The organism is Brevundimonas sp. NPDC046655, from assembly GCF_044901625.1.
Taxonomy (GTDB): Bacteria; Pseudomonadota; Alphaproteobacteria; order Caulobacterales; family Caulobacteraceae; genus Brevundimonas.
The window spans coordinates 706573-724095 of the sequence record NZ_JBJDPV010000001.1; the positions used below are offsets into that span (position 1 = coordinate 706573).

The window sequence follows — 17523 nt, forward strand, 5'->3', positions numbered from 1 at the left end:
CGAACCTCCTCGGTCAGATCAACCTTCCTGAAGAACGGACATGGCCCTCACCCGCCGGGACCTGACGGTTTGAGCGCCGCGAGCAACCGCGCGATCAGCGCCTCGCGCGTCGCGTCGTCCGGAGCGGCCAGCAGGGTCTCGTTGAGATCGCTCAGGAATTCCGCGCGGCCATTGCGCCAGTCGGGTCTGGCGGCCGCCCCGGGCATGAGTCGTTGAGGGGCTTCGGAAGTCAGCGCGTCCCTCGCCGTGAGGACGAAGGTTTCATCCAGAAGCGGCGCCAGGATCGTTGCGTGATCGATCCCTGCAGAGACCAGCCGGGCCATCAGGCCGGTGCGTGCGTCGGGCTCCCCGTGGACGAGAAAGACCTTGCCGCCTACCGGCTGCCGCGCCTTCAGCCAGGCGACCAGACAGACCGCGTCGGCGTGGGCGGAATAGGCGTCGATCTCGCGGATGCGCGCGTTGACCCGCACGTCGTCGCCCTGGATGCGCACCGACCGCCGCCCCTCCAGAAGCACCCGCCCCAGCGTCCCCGCGGCCTGGAAGCCGGTGATCAGGACGGTGGTTTCGCGCCGCCAGAGCAGCCGTTTCAGATGTCGCCGGATGCGGCCGGCGTCGCACATGCCGCTGCCCGCCAGAATGACATGCCAGTCGCGCAGCCGCTCCAGCCCGTCGCTCTCCTGCGGCCGCATCAGATAGTGAAGGCGCGGCGCATGGCGGAGTTCAAGGTAGGGGTTTTCTTCCGCCTCGGCGTTCCATCCCCGCCTCAGGAAGACGTCAGTCGCTTCGATCGCCAGAGGCGAGTCCAGGAAGATCTCGGTCGCCAGTTCCGGCGCCTCGCGCATCACCGCCAGCAGGTCGAGGATCAGTTCCTGGGCGCGTCCCACGGCGAAGGTCGGCATCAGCAAGGGACCGCCGGCCGCCATGGCCTGCCGCATCTCCTCCGCCAGCACTTCTCGACGGGCTTCCGGCGTCAGGTCCTGGCGGATCCGGTCGCCATAGGTGGATTCCAGAATGACGTGATCGACCCCGACCGGTCCGTCCGGCGTCGGCAGCAGCGGCTGGCGGCCGGACCCCAGATCGCCCGAGAACAGGAGCCGCACCGGCGCACCGCCCTCCGTGACGACCACCTCGATCGAGGCGGCGCCCAGCAGATGCCCGGCCGGCCACCAGCAGGCCTGGACCCCTGGCAAGGGTTCGATCATTTCGCCGAACTTCACCGTCTGGAAGCGCCGCAGGGTCGGCTCCACGTCCGCCACCGTATAGATGGGCTCCACCACGTCGATCCCGCGCCTCTGGTTGCGCCGGTTCAGGTGGGCGACATCGCCCTCCTGAATCTCGGCGGCGTCCGTAAGCATGACCTCGCAAAGATCGCGCGTGGCTCGCGTAGCGTAGATCGGACCGCGATAGCCGGTGCGCACCAGCTTGGGCAGAAGGCCGGAGTGATCGATATGAGCGTGGGTCAGAAAGACGGCGTCGATGGACGAGACGTCAAACGGGAAGGCGCCATGGTTCAACCCCTTGAGCGACTTCGAGCCCTGAAACAGCCCGCAATCCACCAGGAACCGCGCGCCGTCCGTCTCGACCAGCGCACAGGATCCGGTGACGCATTCCGCCGCGCCGTGGAAAGCAAGGGACAGACTCATCGAGGGTTCCGGAAAGAAGACGCCTGCGCCTCATGGGGGCCCTGAACCCAGCGCACCAATCTGACATCGGCCCCGTCAGCCCGAACATGAAGCGGTAAGGCTTGACGCGGCATGGGCATGGCCTTGCTACCGACCTCGCAGCTGAAAACACGCGTCCTGGAACCGGGCGCAGCCTGATGTTGAACGGCTTCGTCCGGCCGGACCTTGACCATCGTCAATTCCGGCCGGCGTCGAACACGCTATCTGCGCCTCCGCAGGAGCGAACTTGCGGCCCGCCTCAGCGCCCAGCGGAGTGATCGCTCTCCGCAGCCCGCGTTCTGTGGCTCGCGGTCTTGCCTCAAGGCCGCATACAGCGTCTGCTCCAAACGGCCATCGGGAGACGAGACCATGCCTCATAGTGAATCCCATCGGGTGGAGCGCATCGGCTGGCTCAGAGCGGCGGTGCTCGGCGCCAATGACGGCCTCGTCTCGACCGCGAGCCTCATGGTAGGCGTCGCCGCCGCCGCATCCGACCAGGGCGCGGTGCTGGTCGCCGGGATCGCGGGCCTCGCCGCCGGCGCTATGTCCATGGCCGCCGGCGAATATGTCTCCGTCAGTTCTCAATCCGACACCGAAAAAGCCGATCTCGCGCGCGAGATCTCGGAGCTAGCCGGGGACCACGAGGCCGAGGTGCGAGAATTGGCGGGGATCTACGCCGCTCGCGGGGTCGCTCCCGACCTGGCGACAGAAGTGGCGAAGCAGATGATGGCGCACGACGCTCTCGGAGCCCACGCCCGCGACGAACTCGGCATTTCCGAAACCACCGCCGCCCGGCCGATCCAGGCTGCGATCACCTCCGCCGCAACCTTTTCGGCCGGGGCCGCGCTCCCATTGATCGTCGCGGTTTTCGCGCCTGTCTCCAGCCTGGCCCTTTGGGTCGCCGGATCGGCCTTGCTCGGGCTGGCTCTCCTGGGCGCCCTGGGGGCCCGGGCCGGAGGCGCGCCGATCGGCCGATCCGCGGGGCGCGTGGTCTTCTGGGGCGCGCTGGCCATGGCCATAACTGCGGGCGTCGGTCGCCTGTTCGGCGTCGCCGCCTGATCAAATCGCCTCCCCACGAGAACGCCCGCGCGCGACTGGAAGCGCATCAACGCCACGGGTGCTTCATGGCCGCCGCCGCGGGATGACCAGGGCGAAGCGCTGCGGCCTCGACGAATGGCGCGAACGCGACGGCCTCCTGCGTCGCTGGGCTCGCGCTCACAAAAGAAAGCCCGACGCATTCCGCGCCGGGCTGAAAAGTCGTTCGGTGATGGTGGGTGTCCTCGAAAAGAAGACATCTCGTTGATCGACCGGTTTGGTTAATCAAACGTAAATCTCACTCGCCCGACACATCACGCGTCCGGGAACCAGCTTGTCTGCCGCGCCGAAGGCGACAGCACTCGAGTCAGGCGCCAACCGTCTCCGGCTCGCTCGATGCTGCCGACGCCCGCTCCCCCAGCCGGACCGGGATAGGCGAACGCGGCGCCGTTCACGACGATTTTCACAACGCGATCGCCGACGCTGGGCAAGGCGGCCGTCCAGCGCCCCCCATCGTCAGCGACGACCTCAAGCGGCGCTTCGCCATCGGCCGAAACCGTCACGCGCGCTCCCGCACCGGCCCTTCCGGAAACGACCAGCCCCTGCCCGTCGCCGTCAACCGAATCAAGGGTCGGACCGGGGGACAGGCGTCGGCTGGCGCCCCCTTCGATCAGCAAGGCCGCAAGGAACGCACCGCCGGGCGCGCCGTCACCCGCCAGAAGCAGCCGCTCCGGCCCCGGCGTCAGAAACTGCCCGATCCGAACCTCGGGCGTCAGCACGACCGCCTTGGGCAGGGCGCCGACATGAAGCTCGAACCGCCCGGCCTGATCCGCCCCAGCCGCAAAGGCGATGTCCTGATCCCCGCGCAGCACCACGCGCGCGCCCGGCGACGCTTCGCCGCGGACCACCAGACCGGCCCCTTGTCGTTCGACAGCGCTGATGCGCGGCGAGGCCGTCCACCCGCCTTCCTCACGCTCTTCCTCGTGCTGCGAACGCTCCACCGGAGCGGTGCAGCCCGCCAGCGCCAATGCGGTGCAGAGCCCTGCGACGACAATCCGACGTTTCATCCTGACCCGCGTAGCGATATGCCTATGCTGCTCAGATAGCGCGGCCGACGCCGCCCTGTCTCCCTTCCTGTATCGAGGCCTCATGTCTTTGCCGCCCGCCACCATCGCCCCCTTTGACGGCCGCTCGGTCTGCCTGTTCTGCGGCTCGTCCGACGGGGCTGATCCGCAGTACGTTCAGGCCGCCAGCGCCTTCGGCAAGGCGACGGCCGAGGCCGGATGGCGCCTGGTCTATGGCGGCGGCGGCGTGGGCCTGATGGGGGCCTCGGCCCGCGCGGCGCACGAGGCCGGCGGTCGCGTCGTCGGCATCATGCCGGCCTTCCTGCGCAGTCGCGAACGCCTGTTCGACGACGTCGAGACCGTGGTCGTCACCTCGATGCATGAGCGCAAACAGCTCATGTACGATCAATCCGACGTCTTCGTCGTGGCGCCGGGCGGCATCGGCACCCTGGAAGAAGCTATCGAGCTGCTGTCGTGGAAGCGCCTCGACCTGCACGCTAAGCCGGTCATCTTCCTGAACCTGAACGGTTTCTGGGAAAACTACTTCGCCTTGATCCGCCACAGCGTGCGCGAAGGCATGACTCCCGCCAGCTTCCTGGACGCCTACATCAGCGTCGATACGGTCGAAGAGGCCGTCGTCGCCATGAAAAAGGCCGAGGAGACGCCGCACTTGAAACATGATCGTCGGTAAGTAAACGTGGGTCATAAAGCGTCGATCCGTCGCATCGAGACTCATTGACAGTTTCGAAAGAAAACGGACTATGGCGTCATAAGGGCGTGCGCCCTGCCCATCTCGGAGACTTGCCTATGCGTGCTCTTCTCGCCGCCGTCGCGCTGTTCGCGGCTGCCCCTGCCTTCGCCGCCGACGCTCCGGCCACCAGCCTGACGCTCGCCGACGCCGCCAAGGCCCCGGCCGGCCGCGTCATCGTTGACGGCGCCGCCTGGCGCTGCGAAGGCGCGTCCTGCACCGCTTCGGGCGGCGCCAGCCAGCCCGCCGCTCGCGCCTGCCGCCGCGTGGTCGCCAAGCTCGGCCCGGTTACGGCCTTCAGCTACAAGGGCGAAGCCCTCGACGCACAGGCCCTGGCGGCTTGCAACGCCGGCTGATCCAGCCGTATCGACCAAACGAAAAAGGCCGCCTTCGCGTGAAGGCGGCCTTTCTTGTATCCAGCAGGGGCTGAAGGCTCAGCCCGCCTCGCCTTTCAGGCGACGCACGATGGCTTCTCGACCGATCAGCGGCGCCATGGCCGCCATGTCCGGGCCGTGCGCCTGTCCGGTCAGGGCCAGACGCAGGGGCATGAACAGGCCCTTGCCCTTGGCGCCGGTCTTCTCCTTCACCGCCGTCGTCCACGCCGACCAGGCGCCCGCGTCGATCACTTCCGGCAGAACTTCCAGAGCAGCGGCGGCGAAGGCGGCATCCTCGATCACCGGCGTGACCGGGCCGGTGACGATCTTCGCCATGTCCGCCACATCGGCGAACTTGTTCAGGTTCGGCTTCACGGCTTCCCAGAAGCCTTCGCCCAGATCAACGCCCAGAGCGGCCAGACGCGGCTGCGCCTCGGCATAGGTCAGGCCATGCAGGGCCTGGGCGTTCAGTCGGTCCAGATCGGCGGTGTCGTAGCGCGCGGGCGAACGGCCCATCTTGGAGAAGGCGAAGGACTGGCCCAGGGCCTCGACCGAGGCGGCGATCTCCAGATTGTCCGAGGTGCCGATCTTGCCCAGGTGGCTGGTGATGGCGATCGGCTCATAGCCTTGGTCGCGCATGTCGCTGATCGACAGCGAACCCAGACGCTTCGAAAGGGCCGCGCCGTCGGCGCCGACCAGCAGCGGCATGTGAGCGAAACCGGGAACATTGGCGTCCAGCGCTTCGAAGATCTCGATCTGCGCCCCGGTGTTGGTGACGTGGTCCTCGCCCCGGATGATGTGGGTGATGTCCATGTCGATGTCGTCGACGACCGACGGCAGCGTATAGAGGAACAGGCCGTCCTCGCGGATCAGGACCGGGTCCGACATCGAGGCGGTGTCCACCTCGGCGTGACCGCGCGCCAGATCTTCCCAGGCGACGCGCTTGCCTTCCAGCTTGAAGCGCCAGTGCGGACGACGGCCCTCGGCCTCATAGGCGGCCTTCTCAGCCTCGGTCAGCTCCAGTGCGGCGCGGTCATAGATGGGCGGCAGGCCGCGCGACAGCTGCACCTTGCGGCGGCGATCCAGTTCTTCCGAGGTTTCGTAGCAGGCGTAGAGGCGGCCCGAGGCCTTCAGCCGCGCCGCGGCCTCCTCATAGCGGTCGAACCGCTTGGACTGGTTGTAACGCTCGTCCCAGACCAGACCCAGCCAGGTCAGGTCGGTCTCGATGCCGTCCTCGTACTCCTGCGTCGAGCGCGCCAGGTCGGTGTCGTCGATGCGCAGAACGAACGAGCCGCCCTGCCCCTTGGCGAACAGCCAGTTCACCAGAGCGGTGCGGACATTGCCGACGTGCAGCTTACCCGTGGGAGACGGAGCGAAACGAACCTTGACGGACATGGGGGATCAACGACCTCGATAGGAAGGCGGCTTGGTCGCGCCACCGCCCCGTCAAGTCAAGTCGATCCGCCCAATCAGTCGCCAAACTTGGCGATCAGTCGTCGCGATGGACCCGTTCGCGACGTTCGTGTCGCTCCTGGGCCTCGACCGACAGGGTCGCCGTCGGGCGGGCTTCCAGTCGGCCCAGGCCGATCGGTTCGCCGGTATCCTCGCAATAGCCGTAGGAACCGTCCTCGATCCGGCGCAGCGCATCCTCGATCTTGGAGATCAGCTTGCGCTGGCGGTCGCGGGTCCGAAGCTCCAGCGCCCGGTCGGATTCCGACGAGGCCCGGTCCACCAGATCCGGGTGATTCTCGGTTTCGGCTTTCAGATTAACGACAGTGCCCTTGGATTCGCGGAGGATATCATCCTTCCACGCCAGAAGCTTGGCCTTGAAATAGGCCAGCTGCCGCTCGTTCATAAACGGCTCGTCGTCGGTGGGACGGTACACGACCGGGTCCCCCTCGATCACAGACGCTAATGCGTTCATCGCACTCACGCTCATTTATCTGCGCCCCCCTGCGGCGCACTGGCCGTATAGGCAAGGCAGAGAGTCGCGGCAATGGCGTTCGCGTGTCCGTGATATGGCGCAGGTTCATTAATACGGCGAGACTGTGGCAAAATATCCTCACCCCAGCCTCTGACACGAGGTTTCCGCCGTGTTTACGGGGACTTCTAGGCCCGCGCCCGCGCGGCTTCCGCCTTCGCCATTTCCACGGCGGCGCGCAAATCGATCTGGTCCAGCACGCTGTTCAGACCCGGGTCGGCGTCCTCAGGCCGCTCCTCGCGCAGCGAGCGAGCCAGCCGCTCCAGGGCAGGCGCCCCGTCCTGACCGTTCAGCATCGCCAGCTTCAGCTCATCCAGCCGGTCCAGAAGCCCCCCGCCGCGACGGATCGCCCGCCGCCGCCGCTCGGTGGCGTCCTCGACGCCTTGCAGCGCCATCAGGGCCGAAACGCCCGCCACGCTGGACGCCGATGAGGTCGCGGCGGCCGAGGCCGGGCCGGACGCCGCCCCGCTGGCCGGCAAGCTGAAGCCACCCGCAGCGCGGGCGGGCCGTGAACCTTGCGTCGATGTCGCGCCCGAGGGTCCGGTGACCTTCATGATCATGCTCCCGATCAGCCTGCACCATCGGCCACGAGGGTCACCGCTTGGTTAACGCCCCGGCAGATTCTGCCGCAAGGCGCAGGCACCTCGCACGACAACTACTGATTTTACTGCACTTTTCGCTCGGCACGAACTTCGCATGGTTAACCGCGAACGCCTCAACAGGACGTCTGTCGTATGCAGAAGTTGCTCACCGCCCTCATCGCCTCCGCTTCCGCCGCCCTGATTCTGGCTGCGGCGCCGAACGCGGCCGAGGCCCAGTCGCGGATCAAGGACATCGTCTCGGTTGAGGGCGTCCGCACCAACCAGCTGGTCGGCTACGGCCTGGTGGTCGGCCTCAACGGCACCGGCGACAGCCTGCGAAACTCGCCCTTCACCCGCCAGTCGCTGGAAGGGATGATGGAACGCCAGGGCGTCAACATTCGCGGCGCCAACCTGAACACCAAGAACGTCGCGGCGGTCATGATCACCGCCGACCTGCCGCCCTTCGCCACTCCGGGCTCGCGTCTGGACGTCGCTGTCTCGGCCATGGGCGACGCCAAGAGCCTGCTGGGCGGCACGCTTCTGGTCACGGCCCTGCAGGGCGCCGACGGCGAGATCTACGCCGTGGCCCAAGGCTCGGTTCAGACCGGCGCCGTCTCGGCCTCTGGCGGGTCGGGCTCCTCGGTCACGCGCGGCGTCCCGACCGCCGGCCGCATCGCCTCGGGCGGCGTGGTCGAGCGCGAGACCGGATTTGACCTGTCGGCCATGCCCATCGTGCGTCTGACCTTGCGCAACCCCGACTTCACCACGGCCCAGCGCGTCGCCGCCGTGATCAACCAGACCTATCCCAACAGCGCCTTCGCCGAGAACGGCACGGTCGTCGCCGTCCGCTCGCCCCAGACCATGGGCATGGCCGGCTTCATCAGCCAGGTCGAGAACCTGCCGGTCCGTGTCGACGCCCCGGCCAAGGTCATCATCGACGAGGTGAACGGCGTCATCGTCATGGGCGATGCAGTGCGTATCTCCACCGTCGCCATCGCCCAGGGCAACCTGACCGTCTCGGTTCAGGAAAACCCCATGGTCAGCCAGCCCGAGCCCTTCAGCCGCGGCGGCCAGACCGTCGTCGTGCCGCAGTCCAACGTCTCGATCGAGGAAGAAACCGGCCGCCAGATGCGGATCGTCAACGGCGGCGCCTCGCTGTCGACCCTGGTCAACGGCCTGAACGCCCTCGGCGTCAGCCCGCGCGACATGATCAGCATCCTGCAGGCCATCAAGGCCGCCGGCGCCCTGCAAGCCGATATCGAGGTGATGTAATGATCTCCCCCGCCTCCTCTCTGCCCTCCGCCGACGCCCTCGGTCGCCGCGACCAGTCCGCCGACCAGATGCGCAAGACTGCCCAGGACTTCGAGGCCAGCTTCCTGTCGCAGATGTTCAAGCCGATGTTCGAGGGCCTGGAGACCGACGGCCCCTTCGGCGGCGGCAGCGCCGAGGAGACCTGGCGCAGCTTCCTCCTGGACGCCATGGCAAGGCAGACGGTCAAGGCGGGCGGCGTCGGCCTGGCCGACACCGTCATGTCCGAAATGCTCAAGATGCAGGAACAGACCGCGTGACCGCCGACGTCGAAACCTCCACCCTGCGCGCCCGGCAGCTGATCAACCTGACCCAGGCCCTGACCGAGCGCCTCGCCGTCGAGCGCGACGCCTTCCGCGCCCATCGCGCCCAGGACGTGGCCGCTGGCATGGCCGAGACCCAGGAACTGGCCAACCTCTATCGCCGCGAGTCGGCCCAGGCCAAGGCCGCCCCCGCCTTCCTGACCGTCATCCCGGCTGAGCTTCGCGACGCCCTGATCGTCGCCACCCAGGACTTTGAGGCCGTTCTGGCGGAGCACGCCTCGACCGTCGACGCCGCCCGTCAGGTTTCCGAAGGTCTGGTCCGTACCATCGCGGCCGAGGTCGCCGGCGCTCGCGCCCAGGGCGCCGGCTACGGCGCTTCGGGTCGCGCCACTGAGGGCGACGGCCGCGCCGTGGCCCTCAACCGCAAGGCCTGATTCAACCAAAGAAACCGGTGTCGATCCGCGTTTTCTTAACGGGCTGAACCGCAAGGTCGGTTCATGAACCTGAAATCCCGCCTGCTTGGTCTCGCTTTCGCCGCCGCCGACGCCCTCGTCGAGGTGAACGACAAGGGCGTGGTCAGCTTCGCCCTCGGGGCCGGGCCGACGGCGGGACAATCGACGGCCGCCTGGATCGGTCGCCCCTTCGCCGATCTGTTGTCGTTCTCCAGCCGTGAGGCGGTTCAGGAGACTCTCGGCGGCATGACAGGCGGGGCGCGCAGCCAGCCGCTGGAAATTCTTGCCGACTGCGGCGACGGGCGTGTGCGTCGCGCGCTGTTCCGCGCCTTCATCCTGCCCGATCTGGCGCCTGCGGTATCCTGCGCCTTGACCTGGCAGGGCGAGCCATTCGTGCTCGAAGACCTCGAAGCTCGCCCCCTGACGGATGCCGAAGGCTTCATGGCGCTCGCCCGCGAGGGACTGAACGGCAAGTCCGGCGCAGCATTGCAGCGTCTGGCCATGGCCTTCATCGAGGTTCAGGGACTCAGCGCCGACAATGACGCCGCCCACGAACGCGTCGCCGCTCGCATCGGCGCCCGGCTGCAAGCGGCCTCGCACGACGGCGTCAGCGCCGGCCGGCTCACGCCCAACCGGTACGCCCTGATCAAGGAGGTCGATGACGGCCGCGATCTGGAGGCCGAGGTCCGCGAGGCCGGCCTCGCCGAGGGTCTGACCCTGAGCTCGCGCGCCAGCGAAACCCCCGTCGGCTCCGACGCCCTGTGCGCCCTGCGCGCCATGCGTTTCGCCATCGAGGGCTGCCTCAAGGACAACGCCGCCCAGCCCGAGCTCAGCTTCGCCGACTCCCTGTCCCGCACCCTGAAGGACGCCGATCGCTTCCGCAGCATCGTCCGCGACCGGGAATTCGCCCTCTTCTATCAGCCCATCGTCGACCTGAAGACGCGGGCCGTGCATCACTTCGAAGCCTTGGCCCGCTTCGGCCAGGCGGGCGGCCCTGCCCCTGCCATCCGCATGGCCGAGGAACTGGCCCTGATCGAAAGCTTCGACCTGGCCGTCGCCGAAAAGATCGTCCACCGCCTGCGCCAGCCGGGCTCGGGCCTGCTGAAGATCGCCATCAATGTCTCGGGCGCCTCGCTGGCCAACGACGCCTATGTCGCGGCCGTGCTGAAGATGACGGCCTCCGAACCCGACAATCGCAAGCGCCTGATCGTCGAGGTGACGGAAACCGCCGCCCTGGCCGACATCGCTGCCGCCAACCGCCGCCTCGGCGCCCTGCGCGACGCCGGGGTCAAGGTCTGCATCGACGACTTCGGCGCCGGTTCGGCCGCCTTCGACTATCTGCGCGGCCTGTCGGTCGATGCGGTCAAGATCGACGGCGCCTTCGTGCGCGACATCGACGGCGACGCCCGCACCCGCACCCTCATCGGCCATCTGGTCGAACTGTGCGGCTCGCTGGGCATGACGACCATCGCCGAAATGATCGAGACCGAGGACGTCGCCCAGGCGCTTCAGGACCTCGGGGTCAACTATGGCCAGGGCTGGCTTTTCGGCCGCGCCGAGGCCGAGCCCGTCACGACCGGCCCCGTCTCTCCCCGCGTCCGCCGTCAGGGCGTGATCGAAGCCTGGGGCTGACCCGGAGATCACAAGTCGCAGCCGCAATCCCTGAAATTTTCAGGGCTTGAGAGCTCTTGAAGCGATCTTGCTCGCTCGGCCGGCGAACCGGACCAGAATGCGGGACGGTCTTTGAAAACTCAGCCCGTCGCCCGCTCCAGCCGCACCTCCCGATCGACGCCCACATTGTCCATAAAGTCTCGATCATGAGTGACGATCACCAGCGCCCCGTCATAAGCTGTCAGCGCCGCCTCGATCGCCGCGATCGAATCCAGGTCCAGATGGTTGGTCGGCTCGTCCAGAATCAACAACTGCGGCGGCGTCGCCCCCGTCATCACGCAGGCCAGCGCCGCCCTCAGCCGCTCGCCGCCTGACAACGTCCCCACCGTCCGGTGCGCCGCCGTGTTGCGAAACAGGAAGCGCGCCAGGGCCGCATGGGCGTCGTTCGGCGTCCCCTCGGGGTTCAGCCGCCGCCAGGCCTCGATCAGGGTCTCCTCCGGCTTCAGGATCGCCGCCGTCTGATCCAGTAGCGCCGCCGTCACAGGCCGTTCGATCCGCCCCGCCGTCGGCTCCAGTTCGCCCGCGATCAGCTTCAGCAGCGTCGTCTTGCCTGCCCCGTTCGGCCCGGTGATCGCCACCCGCTCCGGCCCGATCAGCCGCAACGATACCGGCCCGACAATCCGCCGCCCCTCGGTACTGCGCCACTCCGCCCCGTCCAGCGCCAGGACGGTCTTCCCCGCCGCCAGCCCCGTTGAAGGCATGGGCACGGACAGCAGCCGCGCCCGCTCAACCCGCTCGCGGGCCTCCGTCAAGCGCGCCTCGACCTCCGCGCGCCGACGCTCCGCCAACCGCCCTTCCCGCGCCCCGGATTCCTCGGCCCGCTGTGCTCTGGCGTCGAGCAGAATCTTGGGATCGGACGTCCCCGCCCGATGCGCCCGGCCGGCCTTATCGCGTTTGGCCTTCTTCTCCAGCGCCGTCTGCGCCTCGCGGGCCGCACGTCCGACCTCGCGTTCAGCGCTTTCCAGATCGCGCTCCGCCGCCGCCCGCTCAGCCTCACGCCGCTCGACATAGAGGTCCCAACCGCCGCCATAGACGCGCGCGCCCAGGCTCGACAGCTCGACGATCCGATCCATCCGCCGCAGCAGACCCCGGTCGTGACTGACCGTCAGCACCCCGCCCGGCCAACGTCCCACGACCTCGGCCACCAGAGCCCGCGCCTCGGCGTCCAGATGGTTGGTCGGCTCATCCAGCACGATCAGATCCGGCGCCGCCAGCATCAGCCCGGCCAACCGCAGTCGAGTCTGCTCGCCGCCGCTCAGGCTGCGCGTGGCCCGATCCAGCGCTAGGCCGGTCAACCCCACCTGGGCCAGCGCCTCGTCCAGCCGAGCCTCCAGCGTCCAGTCGGCCTCAGCCATGTCCTCGACCGAACCCTCGCCCGCCAGCACCCGCGCCAGCAGGGCCAGAGATTCCGCCGCGCCCAGGGTATCGGCCACGGTCTCGCCGGACGCTGGCTCATAGGCCTGCGCCAGCCAGCCCACCGTCCCGGCGCGCGTTACCGTTCCCTCAGCGGGTTCGGCCAGACCGGCGACAAGGCGCAGCAGCGTGGTCTTGCCCACGCCGTTGCGGCCCACGACGGCCGTGCGCTCGCGCCCGAAGGCGAGGCTCAGATTATCGAATAGGGTGTGACCGTCAGGCGTGCGGGCCGCGACGCTGTTGAGCGTCACGAGTGCGGATGCGGACGGGCTTGGGCTTGGGTTGAGCGAGGACATAGGCGAGCACGAAGAGCGGAGCGGAAAGGGCGAAACCGATTTCCAGAGCGCTGATCATGATCGTCGTGCCTCCTCGTCAAATACGTTGGCTGAATAGAAGGATGGGTGCTGATCTTTCGCAGCGCAACCCCAATTCTCCTGCGACGCTTTTGCGATGCGGCGCCGAGCCCCTATCTTCAGCCCATGACCGCGCCTGACCGAACCGTCGCCTTCCGCATCGACAAGCCCCTGCCTGACCGTGCCGAGGCCGCGGCCCGCCGCGCCCAAGCCGTTCAGCGGATTCGAGACGAGACCGGCATCGACGAGGCCCTCATCGACGCCCTGGTCGAAGGCTTCTACGCCCGCGTCCGCGACGACGACTTCATCGGCCCGATCTTCGCCGAACGGATCGAGGACTGGGGCCCGCACCTGGAACAGATGAAGTTGTTCTGGTCCTCGGTCGCCCTGTCCACCGGCGTCTATCAGGGCCGCCCCATGCCGAAGCACCTGCCCCTGCCTATCGACGCCCGCCACTTCGACCGCTGGCTGCAGATCTTCGAGGCCGCCGCCCGCGACCTCTGTCCGCCGGTCGCCGCCGACCACTTCATCGTCCGCGCCCGCCGCATCGCCGAAAGCCTGGAACTCGGCGTCGCCAACGCCAACGGCGTCCTGGTCGGCCCCGGCGAACGCTACCGCCGCCCCGAACCCGCCTGGACGCCCGAGGGCTGACGACCGCACACTCGACTGAACTCAAGTTCAAAAGGCTCCAGTCCGATTATCTTGCGGTTTCGCTCCAGTTGTTCGAGGGACAAGACGGCGCCGTCCGGAGCTGGGGGCTCGGTGGCGCACTGATAGAGCCGGCCATACAGCTGCGGCTCGCCACGATTCAGCGCGGCTCGATCCGCCAGTCGCGAGAATGCTTGGCGGTTGACATCCGTGTCCAGGCCCAGGCTGCGAAACGCGGCGGCTCCCTTGGCCTGAAGCCCCGGATCGTGGTCCTGATGCATCAGCAGAACAAACGCTGCTCGACGCGCGACAGGCGTCAGTTCGGCCCAGCGATCAAGTATCCTACCCAGGCGAGGGCTTCGCGCGAAATCCTCCGCGCACATCGCCTCCAGCCTAAGCGTCGTCGCTTCGTCCGCCAGCGCCTCGAAGCCTTCCGGCGCCGCATCGCCAAGAGCCCGACGGGCTTGCTGATCGCGCGCCGCCGCCCATACTAGCCAGTCTTCATCGCCCTGCGGTTCCGGATCCGCACCCGAGGGCGACACAGCCCTCTGAAGCCGCTCTACCTGCGCCTCGGCTTGCTCGAAATCCGTTTCATCGCCGGATCGCATGAGGCGCTTCAAGGCCCGCCGCTCCTGATCGGCCTTTGGATCGGTCAGATCACACCCCATCAGAACGGTCCGGTCGCCGCTATGCCCTCTACGGTCCAGCGCCGCGTCGAGCCAGAGAGCAGCCTCGGCGTCCAACCTTTCCAGCCGCCGCGCCGCGCCGCCAACCTTGAGTTCTTCATACGTGGCCTCTGACGAACCCAACCCAGGATCGCCCCCGGCAAGACCAGCCAGCATCAGAATAACGTAAAACATGGAGCCTCCGGCACCTAGCCTAGCCGCAGGTCGACATCCCGTGACAGCTCAGACTTCTTCATGATGGTGTTCGCATATTGTTCTTGCTGAAAAGCACGAATTGATCCCCATATAGCGTCGTCGCCCTGGACCGTTCCGGGGTCTTCCGCGTTCCCGGATTCCATGACCGAAAAGCACAACTTCATCCGCGTTCGCGGCGCCCGCGAGCACAACCTCAAGGGCGTGGACGTCGATATCCCGCGTGAGAAGCTGGTCGTGATGACCGGGCTGTCGGGGTCGGGCAAGTCATCCCTGGCCTTCGACACCATCTACGCCGAGGGCCAGCGCCGCTACGTCGAGAGCCTGTCGGCCTATGCGCGTCAGTTCCTGGAACTGATGGGCAAGCCGGACGTCGACCTGATCGAGGGCCTGTCGCCGGCCATCTCCATCGAACAGAAGACGACCTCCAAGAACCCGCGCTCGACGGTGGGCACGGTCACCGAGATCCACGACTACATGCGCCTGCTGTGGGCGCGCGTCGGCGTCCCCTATTCGCCCGCCACCGGCCTGCCGATCGAGAGCCAGACCGTCAGCCAGATGGTCGACAAGCTGACCGCCCTGCCCGACGGCGAGCGCCTCCTGCTGCTGGCCCCCGTCGTTCGCGGCCGCAAGGGCGAGTACAAGAAGGAAATGGCCGAGTGGCAGCGTCAGGGCTTCCAGCGGCTCAAGATTGACGGCGAATTCTACGCCATCGAGGACGCCCCCGCGCTCGACAAGAAGTTCAAGCACGACATCGATATTGTCGTCGATCGCATTGTAACCAAAGCAGGTCTCGAGCCGCGCTACGCCGACAGCATCCAGACCGCATTGAACCTGGCCGACGGCATCGCCACGGCCGAATGGGCCAACGCCGCAGAGGGCGAAGAACCGCGCCGCATCGTCTTTTCCGAGAAGTTCGCCTGCCCTGTCTCGGGCTTCACCATCAGCGAGATCGAGCCGCGGCTGTTCTCGTTCAACAATCCCTTCGGCGCCTGCCCGACCTGCGACGGTCTCGGGGTCAAGCTGGCCTTTGACGCCGATCTTGTGATCCCGGACCGCGACAAGACCCTGCACAAGGGCGCCGTGGCTCCCTGGGCGCGCGGCCCCTCGCCGCTCTACACCCAAACCCTGCAGTCGCTGGCCCAGCACTACGGCTTCTCGATGGACAAGGCCTGGCGCGACCTGCCGGAACAGGCCCAGAAGGTCATCCTGCACGGTTCGAGCGGCGAGAAGATCAAGTTCGTCTATGACGACAACGCCCGCAAATACGAGGTCGCCAAGGCCTTCGAAGGCGTCCTGCCCAATCTGGAGCGCCGCTGGCGCGAAACGGACAGCGCCTGGGTCCGCGAGGAACTGGGCCGCTATCAGTCGGAGACGCCGTGCGAGGTCTGCGGCGGCAAGCGCCTGAAGCCTGAGGCCCTGGCGGTCAAGGTGGGCGGCGCCGACATCGCCGAGATCAGCTGGCTGTCGATCTCCAAGGCCTATCTGTGGTTCACCACCCTGGACGATCACCTGACGGACAAGCAGCGCGAGATCGGCCGCCGCATCCTCAAGGAGATCACCGACCGGCTGCGCTTCCTGAATAACGTCGGCCTGGATTACCTCAGCCTGTCGCGCAGTTCCGGCACCCTGTCGGGCGGCGAGAGCCAGCGCATCCGCCTGGCCTCGCAGATCGGCTCGGGCCTGACCGGCGTCCTCTATGTGCTGGACGAACCCTCCATCGGCCTGCACCAGCGCGACAACACCCGTCTGCTGGAAAGCCTGATGGGCCTGCGCGACCTCGGCAACTCGGTTCTGGTGGTCGAGCATGACGAGGAGGCGATCCTGACCGCCGATTACGTCATCGACATGGGCCCGGCCGCCGGCGTCCACGGCGGCGAGATCTGCGCCCAGGGCACGCCCGCCGAGGTCATGGCCAATCCCAAGTCGCTGACCGGCCAGTACCTGACCGGCGCGCGCGAGATCGAACTGCCGCCCGAGGGCCGCCGCCCGGTCGACCGCAAGCGGATGCTGAAGATCAGCGGCGCCACCGGCAACAATCTGAAGAACGTCACCGGCGATATCCCCGTCGGCCTGTTCACCTGCGTCACCGGCGTGTCCGGCGGCGGCAAGTCCACCTTCACCATCGAGACCCTGTACAAGGCCGCCGCCCGCCGCCTGCACAACGCCTCGGACGCCCCGGCCAACTTCGACAGGATCGAGGGGCTGGAGCAGTTCGACAAGGTCATCGACATCGACCAGTCGCCCATCGGCCGCACCCCGCGCTCGAACCCGGCCACCTATACCGGCGCCTTCAATCCGATCCGCGACTGGTATGCGGGCCTGCCCGAGTCCAAGGCGCGCGGCTACGGCCCCGGCCGCTTCAGCTTCAACGTCAAGGGCGGCCGCTGCGAGGCCTGTCAGGGCGACGGCGTCATCAAGATCGAGATGCACTTCCTGCCCGACGTCTACGTCACCTGCGACGTCTGCAAGGGCAAGCGCTACAACCGCGAAACCCTTGAAATTGTCTTCAAGGGCAAGAGCATATCCGACGTTCTGGACATGACGGTTGAAGAGGCCGCGCGCTTCTTCAACGCCGTGCCTTCGATCCGCGACAAGATGCTGACGCTGGAGCGCGTGGGTCTGGGTTACGTCAAGGTCGGTCAGCCCGCCACCACCCTGTCGGGCGGCGAGGCCCAACGGGTCAAGCTGTCCAAGGAATTGGCCCGCCGCGCCACCGGCAAGACCCTCTACATCCTCGACGAGCCGACGACCGGCCTGCACTTCGAGGACACGCGCAAGCTGCTGGAGGTGCTTCAGGAACTGGTCGACAACGGCAACACCATCGTCGTCATCGAGCACAATCTGGATGTCATCAAGGTCGCCGACTACCTGCTGGACTTCGGTCCCGAGGGCGGCGACGGCGGCGGCGAGATCGTGGCCTTCGGCACCCCCGAACAGGTCGCGAGCAACCCCGCCAGCTGGACCGGCAAGTACCTCAAGGAGGTGTTGGACCGCCACGAGGAGCGCCGCAAGGCGCGCGTGGCGGCCCTGCCTGAGGTTCAGAAGGCCGAAAAGAAACCTCGCGCCCGCAAGAGCGCCTGACAGGCCCGG

At 67.4% G+C, this 17523-nt stretch carries 17 protein-coding genes; 9 read left to right on the forward strand and 8 right to left on the reverse strand.

Features of this window, described 5'->3' with window-relative positions; all coding sequences use genetic code 11:
- Positions 1 to 47: 47 nt before the first annotated feature.
- Positions 48 to 1643, reverse strand: a complete 1596-nt coding sequence (locus tag ACI2KI_RS03390; protein ID WP_404617740.1) for an MBL fold metallo-hydrolase — start codon at positions 1641 to 1643, stop codon at positions 48 to 50.
- A gap of 387 nt (positions 1644 to 2030) precedes the next feature.
- On the opposite strand from ACI2KI_RS03390, the gene ACI2KI_RS03395 reads away from it, so the two are divergent.
- Positions 2031 to 2720 (forward strand): VIT family protein, encoded by a 690-nt coding sequence (locus ACI2KI_RS03395; RefSeq protein ID WP_404617742.1) that lies wholly within the window; start codon positions 2031 to 2033, stop codon positions 2718 to 2720.
- Between the two features lie 290 nt (positions 2721 to 3010).
- Here ACI2KI_RS03395 and ACI2KI_RS03400 read toward each other — a convergent pair whose 3' ends face one another.
- Complete coding sequence (locus ACI2KI_RS03400) at positions 3011 to 3724, reverse strand: hypothetical protein (protein WP_404617744.1); 714 nt, start codon at positions 3722 to 3724, stop codon at positions 3011 to 3013.
- Between the two features lie 121 nt (positions 3725 to 3845).
- Between ACI2KI_RS03400 and ACI2KI_RS03405 the strand changes: the two genes are divergently transcribed.
- Together ACI2KI_RS03405 and ACI2KI_RS03410 are read left to right on the forward strand one after the other, a co-directional pair.
- The gene (locus ACI2KI_RS03405) at positions 3846 to 4451 is read left to right on the forward strand and encodes a TIGR00730 family Rossman fold protein (protein WP_404617746.1); all 606 of its coding nucleotides are present in this window, start codon (positions 3846 to 3848) and stop codon (positions 4449 to 4451) included.
- A 116-nt stretch (positions 4452 to 4567) separates the two neighbouring features.
- Positions 4568 to 4864 (forward strand): CC_3452 family protein, encoded by a 297-nt coding sequence (locus ACI2KI_RS03410; protein ID WP_292082958.1) that lies wholly within the window; start codon positions 4568 to 4570, stop codon positions 4862 to 4864.
- A gap of 78 nt (positions 4865 to 4942) precedes the next feature.
- Here the strand turns inward: ACI2KI_RS03410 and gltX are convergent, their stop codons facing one another.
- The 3 genes from gltX to ACI2KI_RS03425 all read right to left on the reverse strand — a co-directional run bounded on the left by gltX (position 4943) and on the right by ACI2KI_RS03425 (position 7417).
- The gene (gene gltX / locus ACI2KI_RS03415) at positions 4943 to 6277 is read right to left on the reverse strand and encodes a glutamate--tRNA ligase (protein WP_404617748.1); all 1335 of its coding nucleotides are present in this window, start codon (positions 6275 to 6277) and stop codon (positions 4943 to 4945) included.
- Between the two features lie 94 nt (positions 6278 to 6371).
- The gene (gene dksA / locus ACI2KI_RS03420) at positions 6372 to 6806 is read right to left on the reverse strand and encodes an RNA polymerase-binding protein DksA (RefSeq protein ID WP_292082960.1); all 435 of its coding nucleotides are present in this window, start codon (positions 6804 to 6806) and stop codon (positions 6372 to 6374) included.
- A gap of 185 nt (positions 6807 to 6991) precedes the next feature.
- Positions 6992 to 7417 carry a flagellar assembly protein FliX gene (locus ACI2KI_RS03425; protein ID WP_404617750.1) on the reverse strand — a complete coding sequence of 142 codons (426 nt, stop codon included), beginning with the start codon at positions 7415 to 7417 and terminating at the stop codon, positions 6992 to 6994.
- Positions 7418 to 7597: 180 nt separating this feature from the next.
- Between ACI2KI_RS03425 and ACI2KI_RS03430 the strand changes: the two genes are divergently transcribed.
- The 4 genes from ACI2KI_RS03430 (at position 7598) to ACI2KI_RS03445 (ending at position 11099) form a co-directional block, all read left to right on the forward strand.
- Positions 7598 to 8716, forward strand: coding sequence for a flagellar basal body P-ring protein FlgI (locus ACI2KI_RS03430; protein ID WP_404617752.1), 1119 nt, complete (start codon positions 7598 to 7600; stop codon positions 8714 to 8716).
- Positions 8716 to 9012, forward strand: a complete 297-nt coding sequence (locus ACI2KI_RS03435; protein WP_404617754.1) for a rod-binding protein — start codon at positions 8716 to 8718, stop codon at positions 9010 to 9012. The genes ACI2KI_RS03430 and ACI2KI_RS03435 overlap by 1 nt, the downstream gene beginning before the upstream one ends.
- The gene (locus ACI2KI_RS03440; protein WP_404617756.1) at positions 9009 to 9449 is read left to right on the forward strand and encodes a flagellar basal-body protein FlbY; all 441 of its coding nucleotides are present in this window, start codon (positions 9009 to 9011) and stop codon (positions 9447 to 9449) included. The genes ACI2KI_RS03435 and ACI2KI_RS03440 overlap by 4 nt, the downstream gene beginning before the upstream one ends.
- A gap of 63 nt (positions 9450 to 9512) precedes the next feature.
- Positions 9513 to 11099, forward strand: coding sequence for an EAL domain-containing protein (locus tag ACI2KI_RS03445; protein ID WP_404617758.1), 1587 nt, complete (start codon positions 9513 to 9515; stop codon positions 11097 to 11099).
- Positions 11100 to 11218: 119 nt separating this feature from the next.
- On the opposite strand, the gene ACI2KI_RS03450 is transcribed toward ACI2KI_RS03445, so the two are convergent.
- A complete protein-coding gene (locus tag ACI2KI_RS03450; RefSeq protein WP_404617760.1) occupies positions 11219 to 12802 on the reverse strand; it encodes an ABC-F family ATP-binding cassette domain-containing protein in 1584 nt (527 codons plus the stop codon).
- Positions 12768 to 12905: a hypothetical protein gene (locus ACI2KI_RS03455; RefSeq protein ID WP_313104888.1), complete on the reverse strand. Its 138-nt coding sequence runs from the start codon at positions 12903 to 12905 to the stop codon at positions 12768 to 12770. The genes ACI2KI_RS03450 and ACI2KI_RS03455 overlap by 35 nt, the downstream gene beginning before the upstream one ends.
- A gap of 125 nt (positions 12906 to 13030) precedes the next feature.
- On the opposite strand from ACI2KI_RS03455, the gene ACI2KI_RS03460 reads away from it, so the two are divergent.
- Positions 13031 to 13555 (forward strand): group III truncated hemoglobin, encoded by a 525-nt coding sequence (locus tag ACI2KI_RS03460; RefSeq protein WP_404617762.1) that lies wholly within the window; start codon positions 13031 to 13033, stop codon positions 13553 to 13555.
- Here the strand turns inward: ACI2KI_RS03460 and ACI2KI_RS03465 are convergent.
- Positions 13516 to 14412, reverse strand: a complete 897-nt coding sequence (locus ACI2KI_RS03465; RefSeq protein WP_404617764.1) for a hypothetical protein — start codon at positions 14410 to 14412, stop codon at positions 13516 to 13518. The two genes, ACI2KI_RS03460 and ACI2KI_RS03465, sit on opposite strands and share 40 nt — an antisense overlap.
- A gap of 162 nt (positions 14413 to 14574) precedes the next feature.
- On the opposite strand from ACI2KI_RS03465, the gene uvrA reads away from it, so the two are divergent.
- Positions 14575 to 17514: an excinuclease ABC subunit UvrA gene (gene uvrA, locus ACI2KI_RS03470; protein ID WP_404617766.1), complete on the forward strand. Its 2940-nt coding sequence runs from the start codon at positions 14575 to 14577 to the stop codon at positions 17512 to 17514.
- Positions 17515 to 17523 lie beyond the last annotated feature (9 nt).